A 19,719-nucleotide genomic window follows, 5' to 3' on the forward strand; every position below is an offset into this window, starting at 1 on the left:
AATTATCTATCGTTCCAAGTTAATAAATATTTGCTTCAACTCGGCAATGTCATAACCGTTACTTCGAAGATGGTAGGTGTCAGAACCAATCCGTTAACAAGCCGGAATCCCTATGACCTCGATAATCCTGATAACCAATATAATCCATGTTATTATATCGGTGCTGGATATGGTTTCATTTCATGACGAGCTCATTCAATCAGGGCTATAGTCTATACACGGTCTCGTTCGTATATATAGTATATAAAAATCATGATAAATTGCGATATAAAATAAACATTTAAGTAGCGGCTACCCAATGAAAAATATGATTATCTGAACGCGTCTTTATTAAATACACTATTTTAGTATAATTATTTTATAAAAAAATTTAAGAAATAATTTTGACGATTTTTACCAACATTATGAGATATATTATTTCGTAAATACTCGGATTTATGGTCTATTGCGCCGATTTGACGGAATTGAAGAGCGAAATTCATTTATTCTTCAACTGTGACGACCGGCGGTTAGGTCAACATTAATATCGGCAGTGCCTGTAAGGCGTGCTTTATAAACCTGATAGTTTTCCATGACACGCATGACATAGTCGCGGGTTTCCGAATAAGGAATACGTTCGACCCAGTCGACAACCCAATCGACCGATTGCCCGCGCGGGTCACCATAGCGACCGATCCATTCATTGGCGCGTCGTGGACCGGCATTATAGCCGATAAAGGTCAGGATATAGGAGCCGTTGAAGCGGTCAAGTTGTTCGCCGAGGAAATGTGCACCTAAAGTCGCATTATAGCCGGCATCGGTTGCCAATTTTTCCGGTTGCCATTTTATCGAATTTTTGATTGCAACCGCTTTTGCCGTTGTCGGAAGAAGTTGCAACATGCCTTTGGCACCCGCACCTGAAACCGCATCGGTTTTAAATTCGCTTTCTTGCCTTGCAATGGCATAGGCAAGTGCCTTGCCGGAAGCCGAAATATTGGCCGTTTCGGGAATTGCTCCGACAGGGTGGGAGAGGGATCCGACATCCATACCCCTGATGACCGCACTTTTGCCGATCTTCAAGCTCGTATAATGGTCGCCTTTACGCTCTGCCATAACAGCGAGCATAGCAAGCTCACCCGGGCTATCAAGTTCCTCTCCGAGTTCACGATAAAGGACACCTGCACGATCGGAATATCCGATCGCTTCAAGTCTCTTTATAGCCATAACCGGTTCGCGTGATTCAAAACGCTGGCGATCACTTGCGGTTGGCTTCGGATAAGGAATTTCAAGCCTCTGTTCTCCAAGTCGGGCGGCAGAAAGTTGGCCATAAAAAGTAGTGCCATAATGGGCGGCGCGGCGGAAATATTGGATGGCGTTGCTACGATTTCCTTGTGCTTCGGCAGTTCTGCCCATCCAATAATACCCACGGGAGGCCGCAACCGGTCGTGAGGAAATTTGCACAATACGGGAAAAGTGTTGCATTGCCGTTTTATTATCACCTAAAAATCGCAGAGCATACCAGCCGGCATGAAATTCTGCGTCGGCTGCCAGTGTCGGACTTTCGGCCGAATGGGCGGCTGCCAGTTGATAGGCGATTTTCGGCTTGTTTTCATCAAGCATTTCGCGTGACAAAACACGCCGTTCAATCCACCACGCATCCGGGTCGACAAGCGTTAGAGCATCTTTCGGCGCTTTTAACATGAGCTTTGCCGCGTCATCACATTGGCCGGAGCGGCGCAAATATTGAATTTGGGCAAAAAGATAAAGCGAATCTTTGCGGAAGCTTTTATCAACGGCTGCAAGTTTTTGGCGGGCATTCGAGTCATTATTGGCAACAGCCGCATAACCGGCATAGAGAGACTGGGCATTTGCCAATTTTGCTACCCGTTCGGCAGAAGAAATACGATTGGCATAAAGCATTGCGCGCATGCGTTGGAGATGATCTGCCGGAAGCAATGCCGCGCCGGCTTTTTTCAACACGAGCTGTTCTTCCTGTGCACTGAGTTTCGCTTTATACCACCAAGGTGCAATGATTTGCCGTGCGCGTGCCGTTTGGCCGGTTTCAATCAGAGCACCGCCAAGGGCTGCCATGCCTTGTGCGGTTACAGGAACATAATTTCCAAAGCCGCTGATGATTGCTTGCGGGGAATTCATTTCACTGGCAAGCGCACGTTCTGAATTGCGGCGCATTGCTGTCATGCCGGGCCAGTCGTGCAATTCTTGCGCTGCGTTGAATATTTCGGAGCTCGGCACGCCGGGAACTCCCGATACACCGATTGCCCAAGTCAGAATGTGTCGGTCCAGACTGTTTTTCGGCATATTGTTGCGGATTGCTATGGCATTCGATGCTTGTTTGCTGTAGAGCGCGTCGAGCCCCGATTTAAGACTTCCCGTGGCTATGCTGTTGACTGTCCGCGGAATGCCATTTGTTACAATAGCATCGGATTTTATCGTGACAGCGCTTTTCGATGTTGCAATGGACGGGCGGGCAAGTGGCACAGGCGCTTGACTTAAAGCCGAAGTCGCATGACTGTCAAAAATCGTGGAAAGCATGGTGCTCACCGCGAAGAATGAAATCATCGTTTTTTCTAGAACAGCTGATGTGTGATTGTGCATCATACTTCCAAAGACCCAATTTCCATCATTTTTGTAAGAGCATAAGTGCCAACTGTGAAAGACGGGTTAACGATTTCTTCCTTTCGCCTATCAATAAAAAGAAAACATGTTATCGAATTTTTGTCTTGTTAAACTCTTTTGCAAGAGCGAATTATTTCCCTCGACCAAGACATGTCGGTAAGTTAAAATCAACTTGCGTCATTCGTATGGCGATACTATGGTTTAAAAGGCTTATTGAAGGGGCAAATGCCTTAATACCGAATATATAATCAGGGAGTTTACCATGCTCAAGGGAGCACTGACCGCACTTATTACACCTTTCGACAAAAACGGTAATGTTGCAGAAAAAACACTATGTGATCTTGTCGAATGGCAGGTCAAACAAGGCATTAACGGTATTGTCCCCGTTGGAACGACCGGAGAATCGCCGACACTAAGCTATCAGGAACACAAACGCGTCATCGAACTATGTGTCCGGCAGGTCGCAAAACGTGTTCCGGTTATTGCAGGAGCCGGATCCAATAGCACAAAAGAAGCGGTTGAACTTGCAGAATTTGCAGAAAAGGCCGGTGCAGACGCGGTTCTGGTGGTTACTCCTTATTATAATAAGCCGAACCAGCGAGGAATGTATCAACACTTCTCGACCGTCGCAAAAGCCATTTCTATTCCGCTTATCATTTATAATATTCCCGGTCGCTCGGTAATCGATATGACGGCCGATACAATGGCCAAGCTCCACCATGATTGTAAAAATATTATCGGTGTCAAGGACGCAACGGGCAAGATCGAGCGTGTTAGTGAGCAACGGCAAAAATGCGGCAAGGATTTTGTTCAACTTTCGGGCGACGATAGCACGGCATTGGGATTTAACGCGCAGGGCGGTGTTGGCTGTATTTCTGTCACTTCCAATATTGCGCCTAAACAATGTGCCGAGCTTTTTCAGGCATGCCGCGAAAACAATTTTGCCAAAGCACTTGAATTGAACGACCGCTTGATGCCGCTTAATCGTGCTCTCTTTTTGGAGCCGAGTCCTGCCGGTGTCAAATATGCTGCTGAAAAACTCGGTATCTGCACAAGTGTTGTGCGTTCGCCAATTGTGCCAATCGAAGATACGACAAAACATATTATTGATGCTGCATTGAAGCATGCAGGTCTTGTCAACGATTAATAGCTGGCTATTTGGTAATTCATGAATAAAAAGAACACTTCCTCGGCCTATAAAGTCGTCGCTGATAACCGCAAGGCACGTTTCAATTATGAAATTCTGGACACATTGGAAGCCGGGGTGGTTCTGCAGGGTACAGAAGTCAAATCTCTACGCTCGCATCACGGAAACATTGCCGAAAGCTATGCAAGTTTTGAAAATGGCGAGTTCTGGTTGATCAATTCCTATATTCCGGAATATGTGCAAGGAAACAGATTCAATCACGATCCACGTCGATTGCGAAAACTCCTTGTTTCAAAGCATGAAATGTCGCGTTGGGCAAATGCCGTAGCACGAGAAGGAATGACGATCGTTCCTTTGAAACTTTATTTCAATGATCGCGGGCGGGTCAAACTGGAGATCGCATTAGCCCGAGGCAAAAAGATTCACGACAAACGCGAAACGGAAAAGAAACGTGACTGGAATCGTGAAAAAGCACGCCTCATGCGTGAACGCGGTTAATGGTCTATATAACTCGAAAATTTTTCTGATGCGCTTGTTTATTATCTGATGCGCTTCTGTAAAAAGGTTTCATTCGCGGCTTTTCGTTTTTTAGATAGAAATCAATCCGCCTTGAAAGAAAATTAACTGACAAGAAACGGATGCCGGAAGAAAACCGGCCATTGGACGAGCCAAAAGACTTTTATAAGAGGACGCAATTGCCCAACAGGCAAGGGGCACTTTAGCCTGAAACAGCCAAAGGATGTGTTCATATTCAAAAAGCGATTTCGTCTTATCTAATGATAAGACTTTTACTCAAAAAAATTGCCGCTTCGATGTTCCAAAGCAGGAAGATCGGTAGCGGACAAACAGCGTTTACGTTAATACAAAGCAAATCAATTACATTCGATCATTAAATCAGACTAGTTTTGATCAAGATAATCACGTACTGCCGAAAAAATTTCATGAAACATCATCTCGGTCAGTCGGCCAGTGTTGGTGTTATATCTTGAGCAATGATAACTTGGAAAAATCCGCAAATGTCCGATATCTGTGACCTTGCCATGTCCGAAGGGGTGCTGCGCAATTTTCGCACCAAGGGCGCGGACAGTTGATTGATGCGCAATTGATCCCAAAGTTACAACGGCCTTTAATCTTGGCAAATTTTCAAGAAGCGGCGCAAAAAATTGCCGACATTGATTGATTTCTGCTCCTGTCGGCTTGTTTTCAGGTGGAACACACCGCACAGCGTTGACAATTGTTGTGTCAACCAGCTCCAAACTATCATCAACTCTTGCTTCAAAAATACCGCGGGCAAAGCCATATTTTTTTAACGTCGAATAGAGAAGGTCACCGGCATAGTCGCCAGTGAACGGTCTGCCAGTGCGATTCGCACCTCTTAGTCCCGGTGCCAAACCAACTATGAGAAGTCGGGTCGAATCGATTCCGTCAAAAGGTAAAAAGGGCTTAACAGGTCCATTATACCAAAGTGGTTCTTTTTTTCGCCATTCTTCACGAAAATCGCGCAACCTCGGGCATAGGCCACAGTTTTGCGGAGGCTCCGGACAAATCCCCGCAATTTCTTTATTCCCCGCAATTTCTTTATTCAAAGTCCGAAGCATCAGTAGAGTTCATCATCGTCCGTGTCATCGTCACTGCCAACCGGATATTCTTTTTGCGGTTTATCAGATGGAGCACGACCGATTTCAGGCTTCAAGGTTGTAAGATCAATGAAGTGGTCAGCTTGTCTCCTGAGTTCATCTGAAATCATTGCCGGTTGCGTTGTCAGTGTCGAAACAACACTTACCTTGCGTCCGCGCCGCTGAAGCGCTTCAACAAGGGAACGAAAATCACCATCGCCGGAAAAAATGACAAAATGATCGACAGTGTCAGAAAGCTCCATGGCATCAACTGCGAGTTCGATGTCCATATTGCCTTTTACTTTGCGCCGTCCTGCCGGATCGGTAAATTCACGAGCATTTTTGGTGATTACACGATAGCCATTATAATCGAGCCAGTCGATCAAAGGACGTATTGACGAGTATTCCTGATCTTCGATCAGGGCTGTGTAATAATAGGCTCTGAGCAAATAGCCGCGTTTCTGGAAAGCTTTTAAAAGTTTCCGATAATCAATATCGAATCCGAGTGTTTTCGAGGTCGCGTAAAGGTTCGCTCCGTCGATAAAAAGGGCTATTTTTTCTCTTGGGTCAAACATAATTTTATATCCATTTTACCATAAAGGTCTAATTAACAAATTATTACCGCTAGATATGTCAGCTCTGTGGGCACTTGCCAAGAGAGGTTTTTGGAAAAATTATCAAGTGAATGCGGTTTTTCTTGTTTTTTGATTTCAAATTGTATATGCCAAAAGCAATTCCATCAATTTGCGAACTCTTAGGAAAGGGGCATCTATGGCCCGCGTTACGGTAGAAGATTGTATTGATAAGGTTGATAACCGCTTTGAACTGGTGCTTTTGGCAGCCCATCGTGCGCGCCAAATATCGCAAGGCGCACAGATCACTGTAGATCGAGACAATGACAAAAATCCTGTTGTGGCTTTGCGCGAAATTGCTGACGAGACATTGTCACCGGCAGATCTCAAGGAAGATCTCATCCACTCGTTGCAAAAGCATGTCGAAGTGGACGAGCCAGAGCCGGAACCGGCTTTGATTGGTCATAGCGAAGAGGCCAATGATGTATTCGGTTCGAATGGCGAAAAGTCGGACGACAAGGTTTCATTCGATCATATGTCGGAAGATGAACTTCTTGCCGGTATTGAAGGCTTGGTCGCTCCGGAAAAAAATGACGACTATTGATCATTTTTCTATATTTTAACTGTGAATATGCGCTTCCGGTTTGGCAGCGCATATTTTTTGTGCTTTTTGCTTGTTGTATTGTTATTTTTAGTTACATGATATGCATATCGCTTAAGAAGGGGAGTATGCCGGAATGATGCGTCAGTACGAGCTTGTCGAGCGTGTCCAGCGTTACAAGCCTGACGTCAACGAAGCATTGCTCAATAAAGCCTATGTTTATGCCATGCAGAAGCATGGTTCGCAAAAACGTGCGTCCGGTGACCCTTATTTCTCCCATCCTTTGGAAGTGGCAGCAATCCTCACAGATATGCATCTTGATGAAGCAACGATCGCTGTGGCGCTGCTCCACGACACTATTGAAGATACGAGTGCCACACGTGCGGAAATCGACCAACTTTTTGGCCCCGAAATCGGCAAATTGGTTGAAGGGCTGACGAAACTTAAAAAACTTGATCTGGTTTCGAAAAAAGCCATACAGGCGGAAAATTTAAGAAAGCTTCTTATCGCTATTTCCGAAGACGTTCGCGTTCTTCTGGTCAAGCTTGCCGACCGTTTGCATAATATGCGCACTCTTGGTGTAATGCGCGAGGAAAAGCGCCGTCGTATTGCAGAAGAAACCATGGATATCTATGCCCCGCTTGCCGGTCGTATGGGTATGCAGGATATGCGTGAAGAACTCGAGGATCGCGCTTTTTTCTATCTTAATCCCGAAGCTTATCGTGCAGTTACCGATCGGCTGGCCGATCTTTCGGAGCGTAATCGTGACCTGTTGTCGACAATTGAAAAAGATTTGACCAAGCTTTTTGCCGAACATGGCATAAAAGCCTATGTCAAAAGCAGGCAGAAAAAGCCTTATTCGGTTTTTAGAAAAATGGAAACCAAAGCGCTCTCATTCGAACAATTGTCGGATATTTATGGTTTCCGTGTGATTGTTGATAGTGTTGCCGATTGTTATCGTGCTTTGGGTATTATTCATACAACCTGGCCGATGGTTCCCGGACGATTCAAAGACTATATTTCAATTCCCAAACAGAATGACTATCGTTCGATCCACACCACTATTGTCGGGCCATCACGCCAACGCGTAGAACTGCAAATCAGAACACGGGAAATGGACGAGATAGCCGAATATGGTGTGGCGGCTCATTCGATTTATAAAGACCGCGGCTCCAATAATTCCCCGAGCAAGCTCGAAAACGAAACCAATGCCTATGCATGGTTACGCCAAACGATACAATCACTATCCGAAGGGGATAATCCTGAAGAATTTCTCGAACATACAAAACTGGAATTGTTTCAGGATCAGGTTTTCTGCTTTACACCAAAAGGACGCCTTATTGCATTACCTAAAGGGGCAACGCCTATTGATTTTGCTTATGCTGTCCATACAGATGTCGGCGATTCCTGTGTCGGCGTAAAAATCAACGGACGCATCATGCCACTCATGACAGCGCTTAGAAATGGCGACGAAGTCGAAATTATCCGCTCGAAGGCGCAGGTACCACCGGCTGCCTGGGAATCACTTGTTGTTACAGGTAAGGCACGTGCAGCCATCAGAAGGGCAACGCGTGTGGCTGTTCGCAAACAATATTCTGGTTTGGGAACGCGTATATTGGAGCGGACATTCGAACGTGCCGGCAAGCAGTTTTCCAAAGAGGAATTAAAAAAGGTCTTGCCGCGCTTGGCACGGCTGGATGTCGATGATGTTCTAGCGGCTGTCGGACGTGGAGAATTGCCTTCTTCCGATGTTGTCAAAGCAGTCTACCCCGATTATCAGGATAACCGCGCCCAACAAAAGCCGAACGTCAATCCGCGTGAAGAAGGTTGGTTCAATATCCAGAATGCACAGGGTATGCTGTTTAAAGTACCCGAAGGCGATAAGAGCAAGCCGGTTGGACCCTATCAGGAAGACCATGCTTTGCCAATTCGTGGTACACATGGTGATGTTCCGGTGCGTTTTGCGCCGGAAGGAGCGGTTCCGGGTGACAGAATTGTCGGAATTATGCAACCAGGAGCCGGTATCGTCATTTATCCTATACAGTCACCTGCTTTGAAGGCTTTTGATGACCAGCCGGAAAGGTGGATTGATGTGCGCTGGGACATTGATGCGGCAATGACAGAACGTTTTCCTGCCCGTATCAGTGTATTGGCAATTAATTCTCCCGGGTCATTGGCCGAGGTCTCGCAAGCAATAGCGGGCAATGATGCGAATATACAGAATTTGTCAATGGTACGAACCGCACCGGATTTTACCGAAATGATCATCGATCTTGAAGTTTGGGACTTAAAACACTTGAACAGAATTCTTACTCAACTTAAAGAGGCTGCATCGGTAAGTACGGCTGAGCGTGTCAATGGCTGAGTAATACGGGGTTGAGTAATCGGGTGCTGAGTAATTGGGTTCTAAGCGGTTGCTCGTGATAGATGGAAAAATTGTCGGAATTTTATCGACTTGATAATACAAGGCGAATTGTTTCGCCTGAATGACTGAGGTTAATCTATGAATACGCAAGATGTGCTGGATATTTTTAAAAAAGCGGGTGCAATATTGGAAGGTCATTTCATTTTGACCTCCGGCCGACATAGCGCAATCTACATGCAGAAGGCAAAGGTCTTTATGCATGCCGATATGACTGAAAAATTGTGTCGCGCTCTTGCTGATAAAATACGCGAAAATGTAAAAGGCAAAATAGATTACGTTGTAGGACCTGCTATTGGCGGACTTATCCCTTCTTATGAAACGTCCCGTCATTTAGGCGTACCGTCTATCTGGGTCGAGCGTGAAAACGGAAAATTCAGATTGCGCCGGTTCGACATTCCAAAAGGTTCGCGTGTGGTCATTGTCGAAGATATTGTAACAACAGGCCTTTCCATAAGAGAAACCATTGAGGCTATGCGTGAAGCAGGGGCGGAAATTCTGGCTGCGGCCTGTATCGTTGACCGGTCGGCTGGAAAAGTAGACGTAGGTGTGCCGCTTATTCCACTTGCCGAATATGCAGTTCCTTCTTATCCGGCCGATCAAATTCCGGCCGAGTTGGCTAAAATTCCGGCAATAAAACCGGGGAGCAGAAATATATAATTGTTTTCTTTAAATGTCGCCTTATCTCATTTATCATAGGTTGAGAAAAAGCGGGCCGGTCAACAATTATCATTGATGGAAGAAGATTTGATTTCAAGCACTGACGCACATTGTCCGAATTGTTCGGGCGAAATCAAAAATGGTGAGCGTTGTCAATTATGTATGGTGCATGATTTGGCAATGTGCGCCCCGTTGCACGACGATGACTTGAACGAACTTGAAAGTTTGAAAAATCGTGAAAGCTTTTCGTCCGGAGCTGCCATTTTTCAGGAAGGGAGTGCACGCGAGAAGATTTACACGATCGTCTCGGGTGCTGTGCGGCTTGTCAAAACGTTGAACGATGGTCGTCGCTGCATTACCGGATTTGCTTTTGCCGGTGATTTTTTAGGCTTTGTCGAAGCGGGGTCACATATTTTAACAGCAGAAGCCATTACGCCGGTTATTGTTTGTTCTTTTGATCGAAGAATGATTGAAAACTATTTACGCCAACACTCCGAAGTGCGTGATCGTGTTCTTGATATGGCAAAGAATGCTTTGCAGCGTTCTTACGAAAACCAGCTTATTTTGAGCCGTTTGTCACCTGTCGAAAAAGTCGCGCGGTTTCTTTTTGATATGATAAGGCGGATGGAAAACAATCGTTTACGCGCTTCACCTCTTACTTTGCTGATGAATAGAACAGACATTGCCGATCATCTCGGTTTGACAATCGAAACTGTCAGTCGCTGTTTTTCAAAACTCAAAGTGCAAGGGGTAATAAAACTCCTCTCCGTCAATCAGGTCGAGATCGTTGACCAGACATTGTTGAAGCAGATTGCCGCGATTACCGGCGAGGTTGAATAGTGTCTGATCTATAATTATGTGTTAGAGAATGTGAAACGAAAAAATCTGCAAATCCAACATGGAAGGATAAAAGATGAAAACGGAAACACTGTTGCATTACGCGACATTGGCGGTCCCCCGTTACACGTCCTATCCTACAGCAGCAGATTTTGTTACTGTTTCCGATCAGCAAAGGGCAGCTTGGCTTGGCAAGATAAAGGCTGACGAGGCTGTATCAATCTATATCCATGTGCCATATTGCAGGCAACTTTGCTATTATTGTGGTTGTCATGCCAAAGCCACGAAGAAAGATGATGCAATCGTCGGCTATGCTGAAAGTCTCGTGAAAGACATCAAGCTGCAAGCGCAACATTTACATGGCAAACCCCGCATTGTGCATTTGCACTGGGGTGGCGGAACACCGTCCATTCTGCCACGTCAATCGTTTCTTGCGATTATGGAAACCTTGCATGAATTCTTCACTTTCGATGAAAAAGCAGAACACGCCATAGAGCTAGATCCGCGCACTGTTACCCGTGATCTCGTCAAGACATTACTGGAAATAGGTGTCAATCGTGCAAGCCTTGGTGTTCAGGATGTCAATCCACAAGTTCAAAAAGCAATCGGCCGCATCCAGCCTGCATCAGTGGTTAAACGTTCTGTCGATAATCTCCGCGAGGCAGGTATCAAGCATATCAATTTTGATTTGATCTATGGGCTTCCACTTCAGACAATCGAGACGCTGAATGATACATGCCGGACAATCGGAGACTATCGTCCTGATCGTATCGCTTGTTATGGTTATGCTCATTTGCCGAAAAGGCGTGCCAATCAACGCCTGATCGATGCGGCATTGCTTCCCGGTCCGCTTGCACGTTTTCATCAGGCTGAAGCAGTTGAAAAAAATCTTGTCGCTATGGGGTATATTCCGATCGGTATTGATCATTTCGCGCTTCCCGAAGACCATTTGGCGGTTGCGGCAAAACAACATAATCTACATCGTAATTTTCAAGGTTATACCGATGATGACTGTCCGGTTCTCATCGGGTTCGGTTGTTCTTCAATATCGGAATTTCATGACGGATTTGCCCAGACAGTCGCGGGAATTGCACAATATCGCCGTACAATTGATGCAAATGAAATGGCAACGGTGCGAGGCATTGCAACAAATGACGATGACCGGCTCCGTGCGGTCATGATTGGCGAACTCATGTGCAATTTTAAGCTGGATCTTTCGAAATTTGGCGGAAAAGCGAAATTTCAGGATGCTCTGGACCGCCTAAAACCGATTATTGCCGACGGGATTGCCGTTGAACATGATGGTGTTATCGAGATGACAGAAGAAGGTCGGCCTTTCGTTCGGGCGGTTGCGAGCCTGTTTGATGCATATCGCCAGCAGAATATTGCCCAATTCAGTGCAGCCGTTTAGATTATCCTGAAAATTTTGTTGCCGGAAATTTTGTTACCAGTAATTTTGTTGCCAAGAATTTTGTTCTAAGACAAATAGCCGGTTGGCATATAGCCCGTTGCGGAAATAGCCGATTGCGAGAATTGCGTTTGTCAGGCTCGTCCGGTGCGTATTTTCGGAAGAAAAACCGCAATAAGGCCAAGTGCCGGCATATAAGAGCAAATTTCAAACATTGTCTGCGAACCGACAATATCCATGACACGACCGAGTGCGGCAGCAGATAAAGCTCCAATTCCGAATGAAAGACCGAAAAACAGCCCCGCCACCGTTCCGACTTTTCCGGGCATCAGTTCCTGTGCGAAAACCACTATTGCCGGAAATGCCGACGCCAGAATCATTCCGATAATAACGGTGAGAATTGCCGTGAAAGGCAAGCTCACATAGGGCAGAATGACGGTGAAAGGAAATACGCCCAGAATAGACACCCAGATGACGGTTCTGGCACCGATACGATCACCTATGGGTCCACCGAATATCGTACCGATTGCAATTCCTCCGAGATAGAGGAACAGCAAAAGCTGGGCCTGATGGAGACTGACACCGAATTTTTCCATTGTGTAGAACATATAATAGTTCTGCATGCTGGCCATGTAGACATATTTGGCAAACATTAAGCCGACAAGAACGAATATGGCATTACGAACTTTGGCTTTGGGCAAGTGATGTTGATTGGCAGACGTTTTTTTGGTCAAACGTCTTTTGAGGTTATTGGCATACCAATGGCTTACAAAAGTCAGAATTATGATACCGAAAAAGGCAAGAAGGGAAAGCCAGCCGATGCGTTGTTGCTGGCTGATAAATGCAGCCGCTATCACCGGTCCGATTGCCGAACCGCAATTGCCGCCAACTTGAAATATAGACTGTGCGATGCCATATTTCCCGCCGGACGCCAGACGGGCAACACGTGAAGCCTCGGGGTGGAAGATGGATGATCCCAGTCCGACAAAGGCCGAGCCGATCAATAGAATGTAATAATGATGTGCATTGGCGAGCAAAAGCAGCCCGACCATGGTTGAAGCAGAAGCAAAAGGTAAAGAATAGGGACTTGGCTTCTTGTCTGTATAAAAGCCGATAAGAGGTTGTAGAACCGAGCCGGTCATTTGGTAAACGGCGGTGATAATACCGATCTGGAGAAAGGTCAGGCCATAATTGTTACGCAAAATGGGATAAATGGCGGGAAGCATGGATTGCATGACATCGTTCAAAAAATGTCCACAACTCACAGCGAAGATTATGGAAATAAAAGTAGTTTCCACTTGTCCGGCGGTACCGCTTTTCGGTATGGTCATGTCCTCTTCTCTCCCATGGATGAAGATTTTTTAACTTTTAAAATAATGGCCAGCAAGCTAAAAATCTGTAGGGTAAAGTGATTGTGTTGTTGAATAGAAGCGAAAAATTCAGGTTAGGACAATAATTTGAATATTAAAGATTGTCTCGTGCTGTCGGGGCGTTTATGAAGACAAAATGCTTTTTCGCCGAAGAAAACCTGTAAGTTTCTTGGAACGGATACGTGTGTGGTTGTGGCCACGGCGGTCATTTTCTCGTTCATTGAAATATTACGGAAAACGCTTGTTACGTATCTCTGCAACGCCGCATCAGGTGGCGTTGGGATTTGCTATTGGTGTTTTGGCTGCCAGTTCCCCATTATTCGGGCTTCATATCATTCTCGCAGGGTTGGTAACCTGGCTTTTGCGTGGAAATGTAGCGGCAGCCATTCTCGGTACAATGCTTTCCAATCCGTTGACATTTCTGCCGATTGTGATGCTCGATTATAAACTTGGACATTTCTGTTTTTCGTTTTTTGGCAATGCTGACGAAATACCATTGGCTGAAATACGTGCAATGTTTGAAGGTCTTTCAGTTTCTCAAGCCTGGGGAATTCTGCTTGAAGCGTGGGACACAGTCATGAAGCCCATTCTTTTTGGAGGATTGATCCTCGGATTGTTTTTGGGAAGTTTGGCCTATATTTGTGCTTATCGCGCAACCGCCCGCTTTCAAAAACACAGGCAGGAAAAAATGGCCGAAAAGGTGCGTGTGCGGCTTGAGAAGGAAGAAAAACAAGGTGCTTGGCAGTGATTCTTGGTATTGGCAATGATATGATTGATATTCGCAGGGTTGAAAAAACTCTTGCGCGTCATGGCAGCCGTTTTACCGAACGGATTTTTACTTCTGTCGAAAGAATAAAATCGGAGGGAAGGAAAAATCGCGTTGCCTCATATGCCAAGCGTTTTGCAGCAAAAGAAGCTTGTGCAAAAGCGCTTGGCACCGGCATTTCTCGCGGCGTGTGGTGGAAAGATATGGGGGTTGTCAACCTGCCAAGCGGAAAACCCACAATGGAGCTCACCAATAATGCAAAAAGATTTCTTGAAAAAATGACACCCGAAGGGCACAAAGCGATTATTCATTTGACAATTACAGACGATTTTCCTTGGGCTCAGGCTTTTGTAATTATCGAGGCGGTTTCTTTTCAAGAGATTGCTTGAAGTACGATATAAATAGAATTCATATTGAATAGAGCAATCTTTATTATAAGGGCGAAACAGAAATGAACGAAATGGAAAACACTCTTTCCCCCAAGACACAAAAGAGTGGAGGAGTTGGCGAACTTGTTTCTATCGTCATACAGGCGCTCATTATTGCAGTTCTGTTTCAAACACTTCTTTTCCAGCCCTTTAGAATCCCTTCCGGCTCGATGCGGCCGACTTTGCTTGTGGGCGACTATCTTTTTGTTTCAAAATATAGCTACGGTTATTCACGTTACTCGATTCCTTTTTCACCGAATCTTTTTTCCGGACGTATCTTCGGGGGTGAGCCAAAACGCGGTGATGTTATTGTGTTCCGCCCGCCGAACAGAATAAACGATTATTATATCAAGAGACTTGTAGGCCTGCCCGGTGACAGGATACAGGTTCGCGATGGTACGCTCTACATTAATGACGAAGCAGTACCGCGTAAACTCGTGGGACAAATTACCAATGCGGATGTGACCGAAGTCGCAAGACCAGTCGATGTTTACCGCGAAACCATGCCGAACGGGGTGACTTATAATACACTTGATATGGAGTATTATCCCCAACTGGACGATACCAAAGTGTTCGAAGTGCCCGAAGGCTATTATTTTATGATGGGCGATAATCGTGACCGCTCGGACGATAGCCGGTTGAGTATCGGTTATGTGCCTTATGAAAATCTTGTCGGCCGCGCCAATATTATTTTCTTTTCGATAGGAAACGGTGCAAGTGCATGGCAAATCTGGCGTTGGCCAGCAGATATAAGGTGGGACAGATTGTTTTCGTCTGTGAAGACAATCAAATATTTTCCGCCTGATAAATAGGTATCAAGATGAATCATCAAAAAGTCGAAAAACTGGAACAGGCGACAGGTCATAAATTTCTGAACGAAGAGCGTTTGAGACGCGCTTTAACACATTCGAGTGTTCAGGATCAGACACATGGCAATTATGAACGTTTGGAGTTTTTGGGCGATAGGGTGCTGGGACTTTTAGTCTCGGAAATGCTTTTCGGTTTTTATCCGCGTGCCAGCGAAGGAGAGCTTTCGGTAAGATTGAACGGCTTGGTCAATGCAGTAACTTGTGCAGCAATTGCACAGGAAATCGGCTTGCCCGATATCGTTTATGTCGGTGCGGAAATGAAAAATCTTGACGAGCGGCGTTTGGCAAATATGCATGCCGATGTCGTAGAAGCATTGATTGCAGCGATGTATCTGGATGGTGGCCTTGATGCAGTACGTCCATTTATACGCCGGTATTGGGAAGAACGCGCCCGCCAGTCAGGTGCTGCTCGCAGAGATGCTAAAACCGAATTGCAGGAATGGGCACATACCCAAAATGGTGCGCAGCCGCAATATCGTGTTGTAAAACGCCATGGGCCCGATCATGACCCGATTTTCGATATAGAAGTCCGTGTTGCGGGGTTTGCCCCCGAAACGGGGAGGGGTCGCTCGAAACGTGAGGCCGAGCGCAACGCAGCAGAAAAACTCCTCGTGCGTGAAAATGTCTGGGAAGAAAGCGAAAGCCAGAATAATGAATAATGATAATAAGACACATTCCGGTTTTGTTGCTTTGATCGGTGCTCCGAATGTCGGTAAATCCACACTTGTCAACAGGCTCGTGGGAACCAAAGTTTCGATTGTTACCCATAAGGTGCAAACCACACGTGCACTTATTCGCGGTATCATCATTCACAACAATACCCAGATTGTGCTCGTCGATACACCGGGTATTTTTACTCCCAAACGGCGACTTGATCGGGCGATGGTCACAACAGCATGGAGTGGCGCGAAAGATGCCGATATTGTCCTTGTCCTTGTGGATGCGGCAAAGGGACTGGACGAGGAAACCGAAGAAGTTTTTGCGTCTCTTTCCAAGGTAAAACAGGAAAAAATACTGGTCATCAATAAAGTGGATTCGGTACCGCGTCCTTCGCTTCTTGAACTTACGAAGAAGTTGAATGAAGGCCAAACATTTTCCGAAACCTTTATGATCTCGGCTTTAAAGGGAACCGGCTGCGATGATCTTCTTGATTATATGGCAAAAAAGCTACCCGAGGGCCCATGGTATTATCCCGAAGACCAGATATCGGATATGCCGATGCGTCAATTGGCAGCCGAAATTACACGTGAAAAGCTTTATATGCGGCTGCATAATGAATTACCCTATGCTTCCACGGTTGAGACTGAAAGCTGGGAAGAGCGGCCGGACGGATCGGTAAAAATTAACCAGATCATCTATGTCGAACGCGAGGGGCAGAAAAAAATTGTTCTGGGCACAAAAGGCGAAACGATCAAAGCAATAGGGCAGGCCGCCAGAAAAGAGTTGATGGATATCCTCGAACAAAAGGTGCATCTCTTTTTATTCGTCAAAGTGCGCGATCATTGGAGCGATGATCCGGAACGCTATCGCGAAATGGGATTGGACTATTCGAACTAACAATGGAATGGAAAGAACCGGCGTTTATTCTTGGTACCAGACAACATGGTGAAACGAGCGCCATAGTTGAAGTGATGACCCGCTCGCACGGTCGTCATATGGGATTGGTCAAAGGCGGAAGATCCCGCAAGATGAGCGCTGTTCTCCAGCCCGGAAACAGGGTCATTGCCGATTGGTGGGCAAGGCTCGACGAACATCTGGGAATCTTTAAACTCGAACCGGTTGATTTTAACGCTTCCCGTATGATGGTGGAACCGCATGCATTATACGCATTGCAATTGGCGGCAGCCCATATCAGACTCCTTCCCGAACGGGACCCTTATCCCGCCCTTTACGATATATTCGAGCTTCTGATCAACAATATCGACGACGAGCTTATTACCGGCGAATTGATGGTGAGATTCGAAATAAAGTTGCTGGAGGCGACGGGATTCGGCCTTGATCTGTCAAAATGCGGGGCTACAGGAAAGCACGAAAACCTCAAATATGTCTCGCCAAAAACGGCACGAGCCATTTGTGAAGAGGCAGGGGAACCATGGAAAGATAAATTATTGCCGCTTCCGGAATTTTTGCTAAAAAGTTCGGAGCGCCCGAAAAATTTCGAAGACATCAAACAAGGCTTTTTTTAACCGGATATTTTTTAACCCGTAATGTTTGGAATGCTCGCGGTATTGAACCACCGAAGGTGAGGGAGGGTTTTCTTGAATCACTTTCCCGTTTTTTAAATAAATAAATGGTTGGTAAGACCAACGGCATTGAGAGGATCACTTTCTAAAGCAAACGCTAAGCAGAATGGGACTGTAATAATCTTGCCTTGGTTTTTGCAGATACTCATCAAAACAAGAAAGCGAAGCACCGAAAACTCTTGATAATGTTCATCCGGAACGACATGTAGAAAATTCGAAAAGGTGGCGGCAGACCGGAATACGGCTGGGCTGCGAGCAGTTCTGATTGTGCGTTGGACCGAAGATAGTCAATTATGGGCGGTTTTTGTTTTTTTGTCTCGTGTTTTTGTGAAAAAAAGACATAAAAACAGCCGAAAACGTTTGTTGGATAGAGAAAAATTTATTTTAAATGTTTGATAGAGGAAATGGAAAAATTTTAAAAGCTCTGTGACATTTTTCTAAAAATATTTTTAGTGCGTCTTGTCTGAAAGTCTGTGTTTTGAGGTAGAGTTCAAGAAAAACGGCAATCTGGCCGATTGCCTGTCTAGCACTATTTAACTGATTTATATGGCTTGATAATGTTTATCTATCTAAAATCGAAATCGCGATCGTTTTTCTTTCAACCCTCTATTCAATGGGATAATCATGAAATCTCGGAGTTTTGATTATTGCAGCCACATAAAACCAGCTTATTGTTGCATCAAATCGCTTTCCTATTATTTTAAGTTCGTAAACATCACTGTTATGGAAAAACAATGAAAAACTGCTCAAGAAATTATTCTGTTTGGCGCTTGTCGTGCCGGTCTTATCCTCTGTAGCCATAGCCGAATATACGACATCAATGTTATCGCTTGATGACGCACGTGCATTGATTACCAAAGGACATGCCTCTGCAGATAGTTTGAAGGTGAATGTCTGCATGGCTGTCGTTGATCCGAGTGGCAGTCTGATTGCTTTTGACCGCATGGACCGCGCGCCTTATGGGTGTGTCGATGCGGCTATAGCAAAGGCCAAATCGGCTGCTCTCTTTCGTGTTAAAACGTCGGTTAATATGCAACGCGTGAATGGAGACGAACCGGCTATTGCAAGTATCCCTCATATGGTTCCTCTCGGCGGTGGTGTACCGGTCACGAATAATGATATTGTCGTCGGTGCGGTCGGTGTAAGCGGTGCTACCAACGCAATGGAAGTCAAGATTGCCGAGGCAATGGTCGCCGGATATGGTGTTATACCGACAAAATAAGCCGGTTCGGAAAAGTCTTTGAAATAATATCATTGCGATCGCGGACGAATGGGCTCCTCGACTGAACGGAATCCTTATTTAACGGACTCTTTTTCTCATGCAGATATTCGAAACGATTGATGATATCCGCCGCCAATTGATGGACGATAGACGAAAAGGTCTGGTAATAGGGCTCGTTCCAACCATGGGCGCTCTGCATCAAGGACATCTGTCACTGGTGGAAAAAGCGCAAACAGTCTGTCAAAAAACAATTGTGTCTATTTTTGTCAATCCGAAACAGTTCGGACCGGATGAGGATTATGAAGCTTATCCTCGCGATCTCGAAAGCGATTGCGCTCTCCTCGATAAAGCGGGTGTTGATTATGTATTTGCCCCGTCAGTAGACGAGATGTGGCCTTCGGGAAATATGACGAGCGTTGAAGTCGAGAGGTTATCGGACATATTGATTGGCAAATTGCGGCCCGGCCACTTTCGTGGCGTAACCACCGTTGTTGCCAAGATATTCAATATTGCTCAACCCGATTATGCTTTTTTTGGCGAGAAAGACTACCAACAGCTTGTCATCATCAGACATATGACCAAAGATCTCGGTTTTCCTGTAAAGATAGTGAGTGTACCTATCCTGCGCGAAGAAGATGGTGTTGCAAGCTCCTCGCGCAACAAACTTCTTACGCCGGACGATCGGAAAGCTGCTATCGTCGTTCCGCAAAGCTGGAAAGCTGCTGCCCATCTCTTTGAAAGCGGAGAACGAAAAATAGAAGCTCTCCGTTCTGCTGTTTTAAATATATTGAATAAGGAACCACGCGCCGTTCCGGAAGCGATAGATTTTCGTGATGCAGAAACTTTGGAAGAAGTCAAAGATTGCATTGATAAGCCGACCGTCCTGTTATTGACGGTGCGTTTTGGTTCTGTCAGATTGATCGACCAATATGTTTTTTAAAA

General features: G+C 45.6%; 18 protein-coding genes and 1 pseudogene. 15 read left to right on the top strand and 4 right to left on the bottom strand.

Translation table 11 applies throughout. The annotated features are described in order from the left end of the window. Positions 1-489: 489 nt before the first annotated feature. Positions 490-2,598, bottom strand: a complete 2,109-nt coding sequence (locus BBC0178_RS04025; protein WP_418214909.1) for a lytic transglycosylase domain-containing protein — start codon at positions 2,596-2,598, stop codon at positions 490-492. Between the two features lie 280 nt (positions 2,599-2,878). On the opposite strand from BBC0178_RS04025, the gene dapA reads away from it, so the two are divergent. Then, positions 2,879-3,763, top strand: a complete 885-nt coding sequence (gene dapA / locus BBC0178_RS04030; RefSeq protein ID WP_078039302.1) for a 4-hydroxy-tetrahydrodipicolinate synthase — start codon at positions 2,879-2,881, stop codon at positions 3,761-3,763. 21 nt (positions 3,764-3,784) lie between these two features. Beyond that, complete coding sequence (gene smpB, locus BBC0178_RS04035) at positions 3,785-4,261, top strand: SsrA-binding protein SmpB (protein ID WP_078039303.1); 477 nt, start codon at positions 3,785-3,787, stop codon at positions 4,259-4,261. Positions 4,262-4,662: 401 nt separating this feature from the next. Here smpB and BBC0178_RS04040 read toward each other — a convergent pair whose 3' ends face one another. Then, positions 4,663-5,361 (bottom strand): uracil-DNA glycosylase, encoded by a 699-nt coding sequence (locus BBC0178_RS04040; protein WP_078039304.1) that lies wholly within the window; start codon positions 5,359-5,361, stop codon positions 4,663-4,665. Then, on the bottom strand, positions 5,361-5,954 hold the full coding sequence (locus BBC0178_RS04045; RefSeq protein WP_077970916.1) for a LabA-like NYN domain-containing protein: 594 nt from the start codon (positions 5,952-5,954) through the stop codon (positions 5,361-5,363). Before BBC0178_RS04045 ends, BBC0178_RS04040 begins: the two co-directional genes overlap by 1 nt. 196 nt (positions 5,955-6,150) lie before the next feature. Between BBC0178_RS04045 and rpoZ the strand changes: the two genes are divergently transcribed. From rpoZ to hemN, 5 genes are all read left to right on the top strand, one after another. Continuing rightward, on the top strand, positions 6,151-6,555 hold the full coding sequence (rpoZ, locus tag BBC0178_RS04050) for a DNA-directed RNA polymerase subunit omega (RefSeq protein WP_077970917.1): 405 nt from the start codon (positions 6,151-6,153) through the stop codon (positions 6,553-6,555). A gap of 133 nt (positions 6,556-6,688) precedes the next feature. Continuing rightward, on the top strand, positions 6,689-8,917 hold the full coding sequence (locus BBC0178_RS04055) for a RelA/SpoT family protein (protein WP_077970918.1): 2,229 nt from the start codon (positions 6,689-6,691) through the stop codon (positions 8,915-8,917). 138 nt (positions 8,918-9,055) lie between these two features. Continuing rightward, positions 9,056-9,634: an orotate phosphoribosyltransferase gene (gene pyrE / locus BBC0178_RS04060; RefSeq protein ID WP_077970919.1), complete on the top strand. Its 579-nt coding sequence runs from the start codon at positions 9,056-9,058 to the stop codon at positions 9,632-9,634. A gap of 87 nt (positions 9,635-9,721) precedes the next feature. After that, positions 9,722-10,474 (top strand): helix-turn-helix domain-containing protein, encoded by a 753-nt coding sequence (locus BBC0178_RS04065; protein WP_188317769.1) that lies wholly within the window; start codon positions 9,722-9,724, stop codon positions 10,472-10,474. A 73-nt stretch (positions 10,475-10,547) separates the two neighbouring features. After that, positions 10,548-11,882 (top strand): oxygen-independent coproporphyrinogen III oxidase, encoded by a 1,335-nt coding sequence (hemN, locus tag BBC0178_RS04070; RefSeq protein ID WP_078039305.1) that lies wholly within the window; start codon positions 10,548-10,550, stop codon positions 11,880-11,882. 131 nt (positions 11,883-12,013) lie between these two features. Here hemN and BBC0178_RS04075 read toward each other — a convergent pair whose 3' ends face one another. Continuing rightward, on the bottom strand, positions 12,014-13,210 hold the full coding sequence (locus tag BBC0178_RS04075) for an MFS transporter (protein WP_078039306.1): 1,197 nt from the start codon (positions 13,208-13,210) through the stop codon (positions 12,014-12,016). A 175-nt stretch (positions 13,211-13,385) separates the two neighbouring features. Between BBC0178_RS04075 and BBC0178_RS04080 the strand changes: the two genes are divergently transcribed. The 8 genes and pseudogenes from BBC0178_RS04080 to panC all read left to right on the top strand — a co-directional run bounded on the left by BBC0178_RS04080 (position 13,386) and on the right by panC (position 19,717). After that, positions 13,386-13,997: a DUF2062 domain-containing protein gene (locus BBC0178_RS04080; protein ID WP_077970924.1), complete on the top strand. Its 612-nt coding sequence runs from the start codon at positions 13,386-13,388 to the stop codon at positions 13,995-13,997. After that, entirely contained in the window at positions 13,994-14,404 is a 411-nt protein-coding gene (gene acpS / locus BBC0178_RS04085; protein ID WP_077970926.1) for a holo-ACP synthase, read from the top strand. The genes BBC0178_RS04080 and acpS overlap by 4 nt, the downstream gene beginning before the upstream one ends. 71 nt (positions 14,405-14,475) lie before the next feature. Next, the gene (lepB, locus tag BBC0178_RS04090; RefSeq protein WP_370541275.1) at positions 14,476-15,255 is read left to right on the top strand and encodes a signal peptidase I; all 780 of its coding nucleotides are present in this window, start codon (positions 14,476-14,478) and stop codon (positions 15,253-15,255) included. Positions 15,256-15,263: 8 nt separating this feature from the next. Further along, complete coding sequence (rnc, locus tag BBC0178_RS04095) at positions 15,264-15,971, top strand: ribonuclease III (protein ID WP_078039308.1); 708 nt, start codon at positions 15,264-15,266, stop codon at positions 15,969-15,971. Next, a complete protein-coding gene (era, locus tag BBC0178_RS04100) occupies positions 15,964-16,869 on the top strand; it encodes a GTPase Era (RefSeq protein WP_077970932.1) in 906 nt (301 codons plus the stop codon). Before rnc ends, era begins: the two co-directional genes overlap by 8 nt. 2 nt (positions 16,870-16,871) lie before the next feature. After that, a pseudogene (recO, locus tag BBC0178_RS04105) lies at positions 16,872-17,602 on the top strand (DNA repair protein RecO). A 728-nt stretch (positions 17,603-18,330) separates the two neighbouring features. Then, a complete protein-coding gene (locus BBC0178_RS04115; protein WP_225868343.1) occupies positions 18,331-18,777 on the top strand; it encodes a GlcG/HbpS family heme-binding protein in 447 nt (148 codons plus the stop codon). 97 nt (positions 18,778-18,874) lie between these two features. Beyond that, positions 18,875-19,717: a pantoate--beta-alanine ligase gene (gene panC / locus BBC0178_RS04120; protein WP_078039311.1), complete on the top strand. Its 843-nt coding sequence runs from the start codon at positions 18,875-18,877 to the stop codon at positions 19,715-19,717. Positions 19,718-19,719 lie beyond the last annotated feature (2 nt).

Source organism: Ditibartonella apihabitans (assembly GCF_002007485.1).
Lineage (GTDB): Bacteria > Pseudomonadota > Alphaproteobacteria > Rhizobiales > Rhizobiaceae > Bartonella > Bartonella apihabitans.

What these genes read in the sequence shown, in the direction of transcription:
- BBC0178_RS04025 (WP_418214909.1), bottom strand. Translation starts at nt 2,598, where the DNA reads ATGATGCACAATCACACATCAGCTGTTCTAGAAAAAACGATGATTTCA.
- dapA (WP_078039302.1), top strand. Translation starts at nt 2,879, where the DNA reads ATGCTCAAGGGAGCACTGACCGCACTTATTACACCTTTCGACAAAAAC.
- smpB (WP_078039303.1), top strand. Translation starts at nt 3,785, where the DNA reads ATGAATAAAAAGAACACTTCCTCGGCCTATAAAGTCGTCGCTGATAAC.
- BBC0178_RS04040 (WP_078039304.1), bottom strand. Translation starts at nt 5,361, where the DNA reads ATGCTTCGGACTTTGAATAAAGAAATTGCGGGGAATAAAGAAATTGCG.
- BBC0178_RS04045 (WP_077970916.1), bottom strand. Translation starts at nt 5,954, where the DNA reads ATGTTTGACCCAAGAGAAAAAATAGCCCTTTTTATCGACGGAGCGAAC.
- rpoZ (WP_077970917.1), top strand. Translation starts at nt 6,151, where the DNA reads ATGGCCCGCGTTACGGTAGAAGATTGTATTGATAAGGTTGATAACCGC.
- BBC0178_RS04055 (WP_077970918.1), top strand. Translation starts at nt 6,689, where the DNA reads ATGATGCGTCAGTACGAGCTTGTCGAGCGTGTCCAGCGTTACAAGCCT.
- pyrE (WP_077970919.1), top strand. Translation starts at nt 9,056, where the DNA reads ATGAATACGCAAGATGTGCTGGATATTTTTAAAAAAGCGGGTGCAATA.
- hemN (WP_078039305.1), top strand. Translation starts at nt 10,548, where the DNA reads ATGAAAACGGAAACACTGTTGCATTACGCGACATTGGCGGTCCCCCGT.
- BBC0178_RS04075 (WP_078039306.1), bottom strand. Translation starts at nt 13,210, where the DNA reads ATGACCATACCGAAAAGCGGTACCGCCGGACAAGTGGAAACTACTTTT.
- BBC0178_RS04080 (WP_077970924.1), top strand. Translation starts at nt 13,386, where the DNA reads ATGCTTTTTCGCCGAAGAAAACCTGTAAGTTTCTTGGAACGGATACGT.
- lepB (WP_370541275.1), top strand. Translation starts at nt 14,476, where the DNA reads ATGGAAAACACTCTTTCCCCCAAGACACAAAAGAGTGGAGGAGTTGGC.
- rnc (WP_078039308.1), top strand. Translation starts at nt 15,264, where the DNA reads ATGAATCATCAAAAAGTCGAAAAACTGGAACAGGCGACAGGTCATAAA.
- era (WP_077970932.1), top strand. Translation starts at nt 15,964, where the DNA reads ATGAATAATGATAATAAGACACATTCCGGTTTTGTTGCTTTGATCGGT.
- panC (WP_078039311.1), top strand. Translation starts at nt 18,875, where the DNA reads ATGCAGATATTCGAAACGATTGATGATATCCGCCGCCAATTGATGGAC.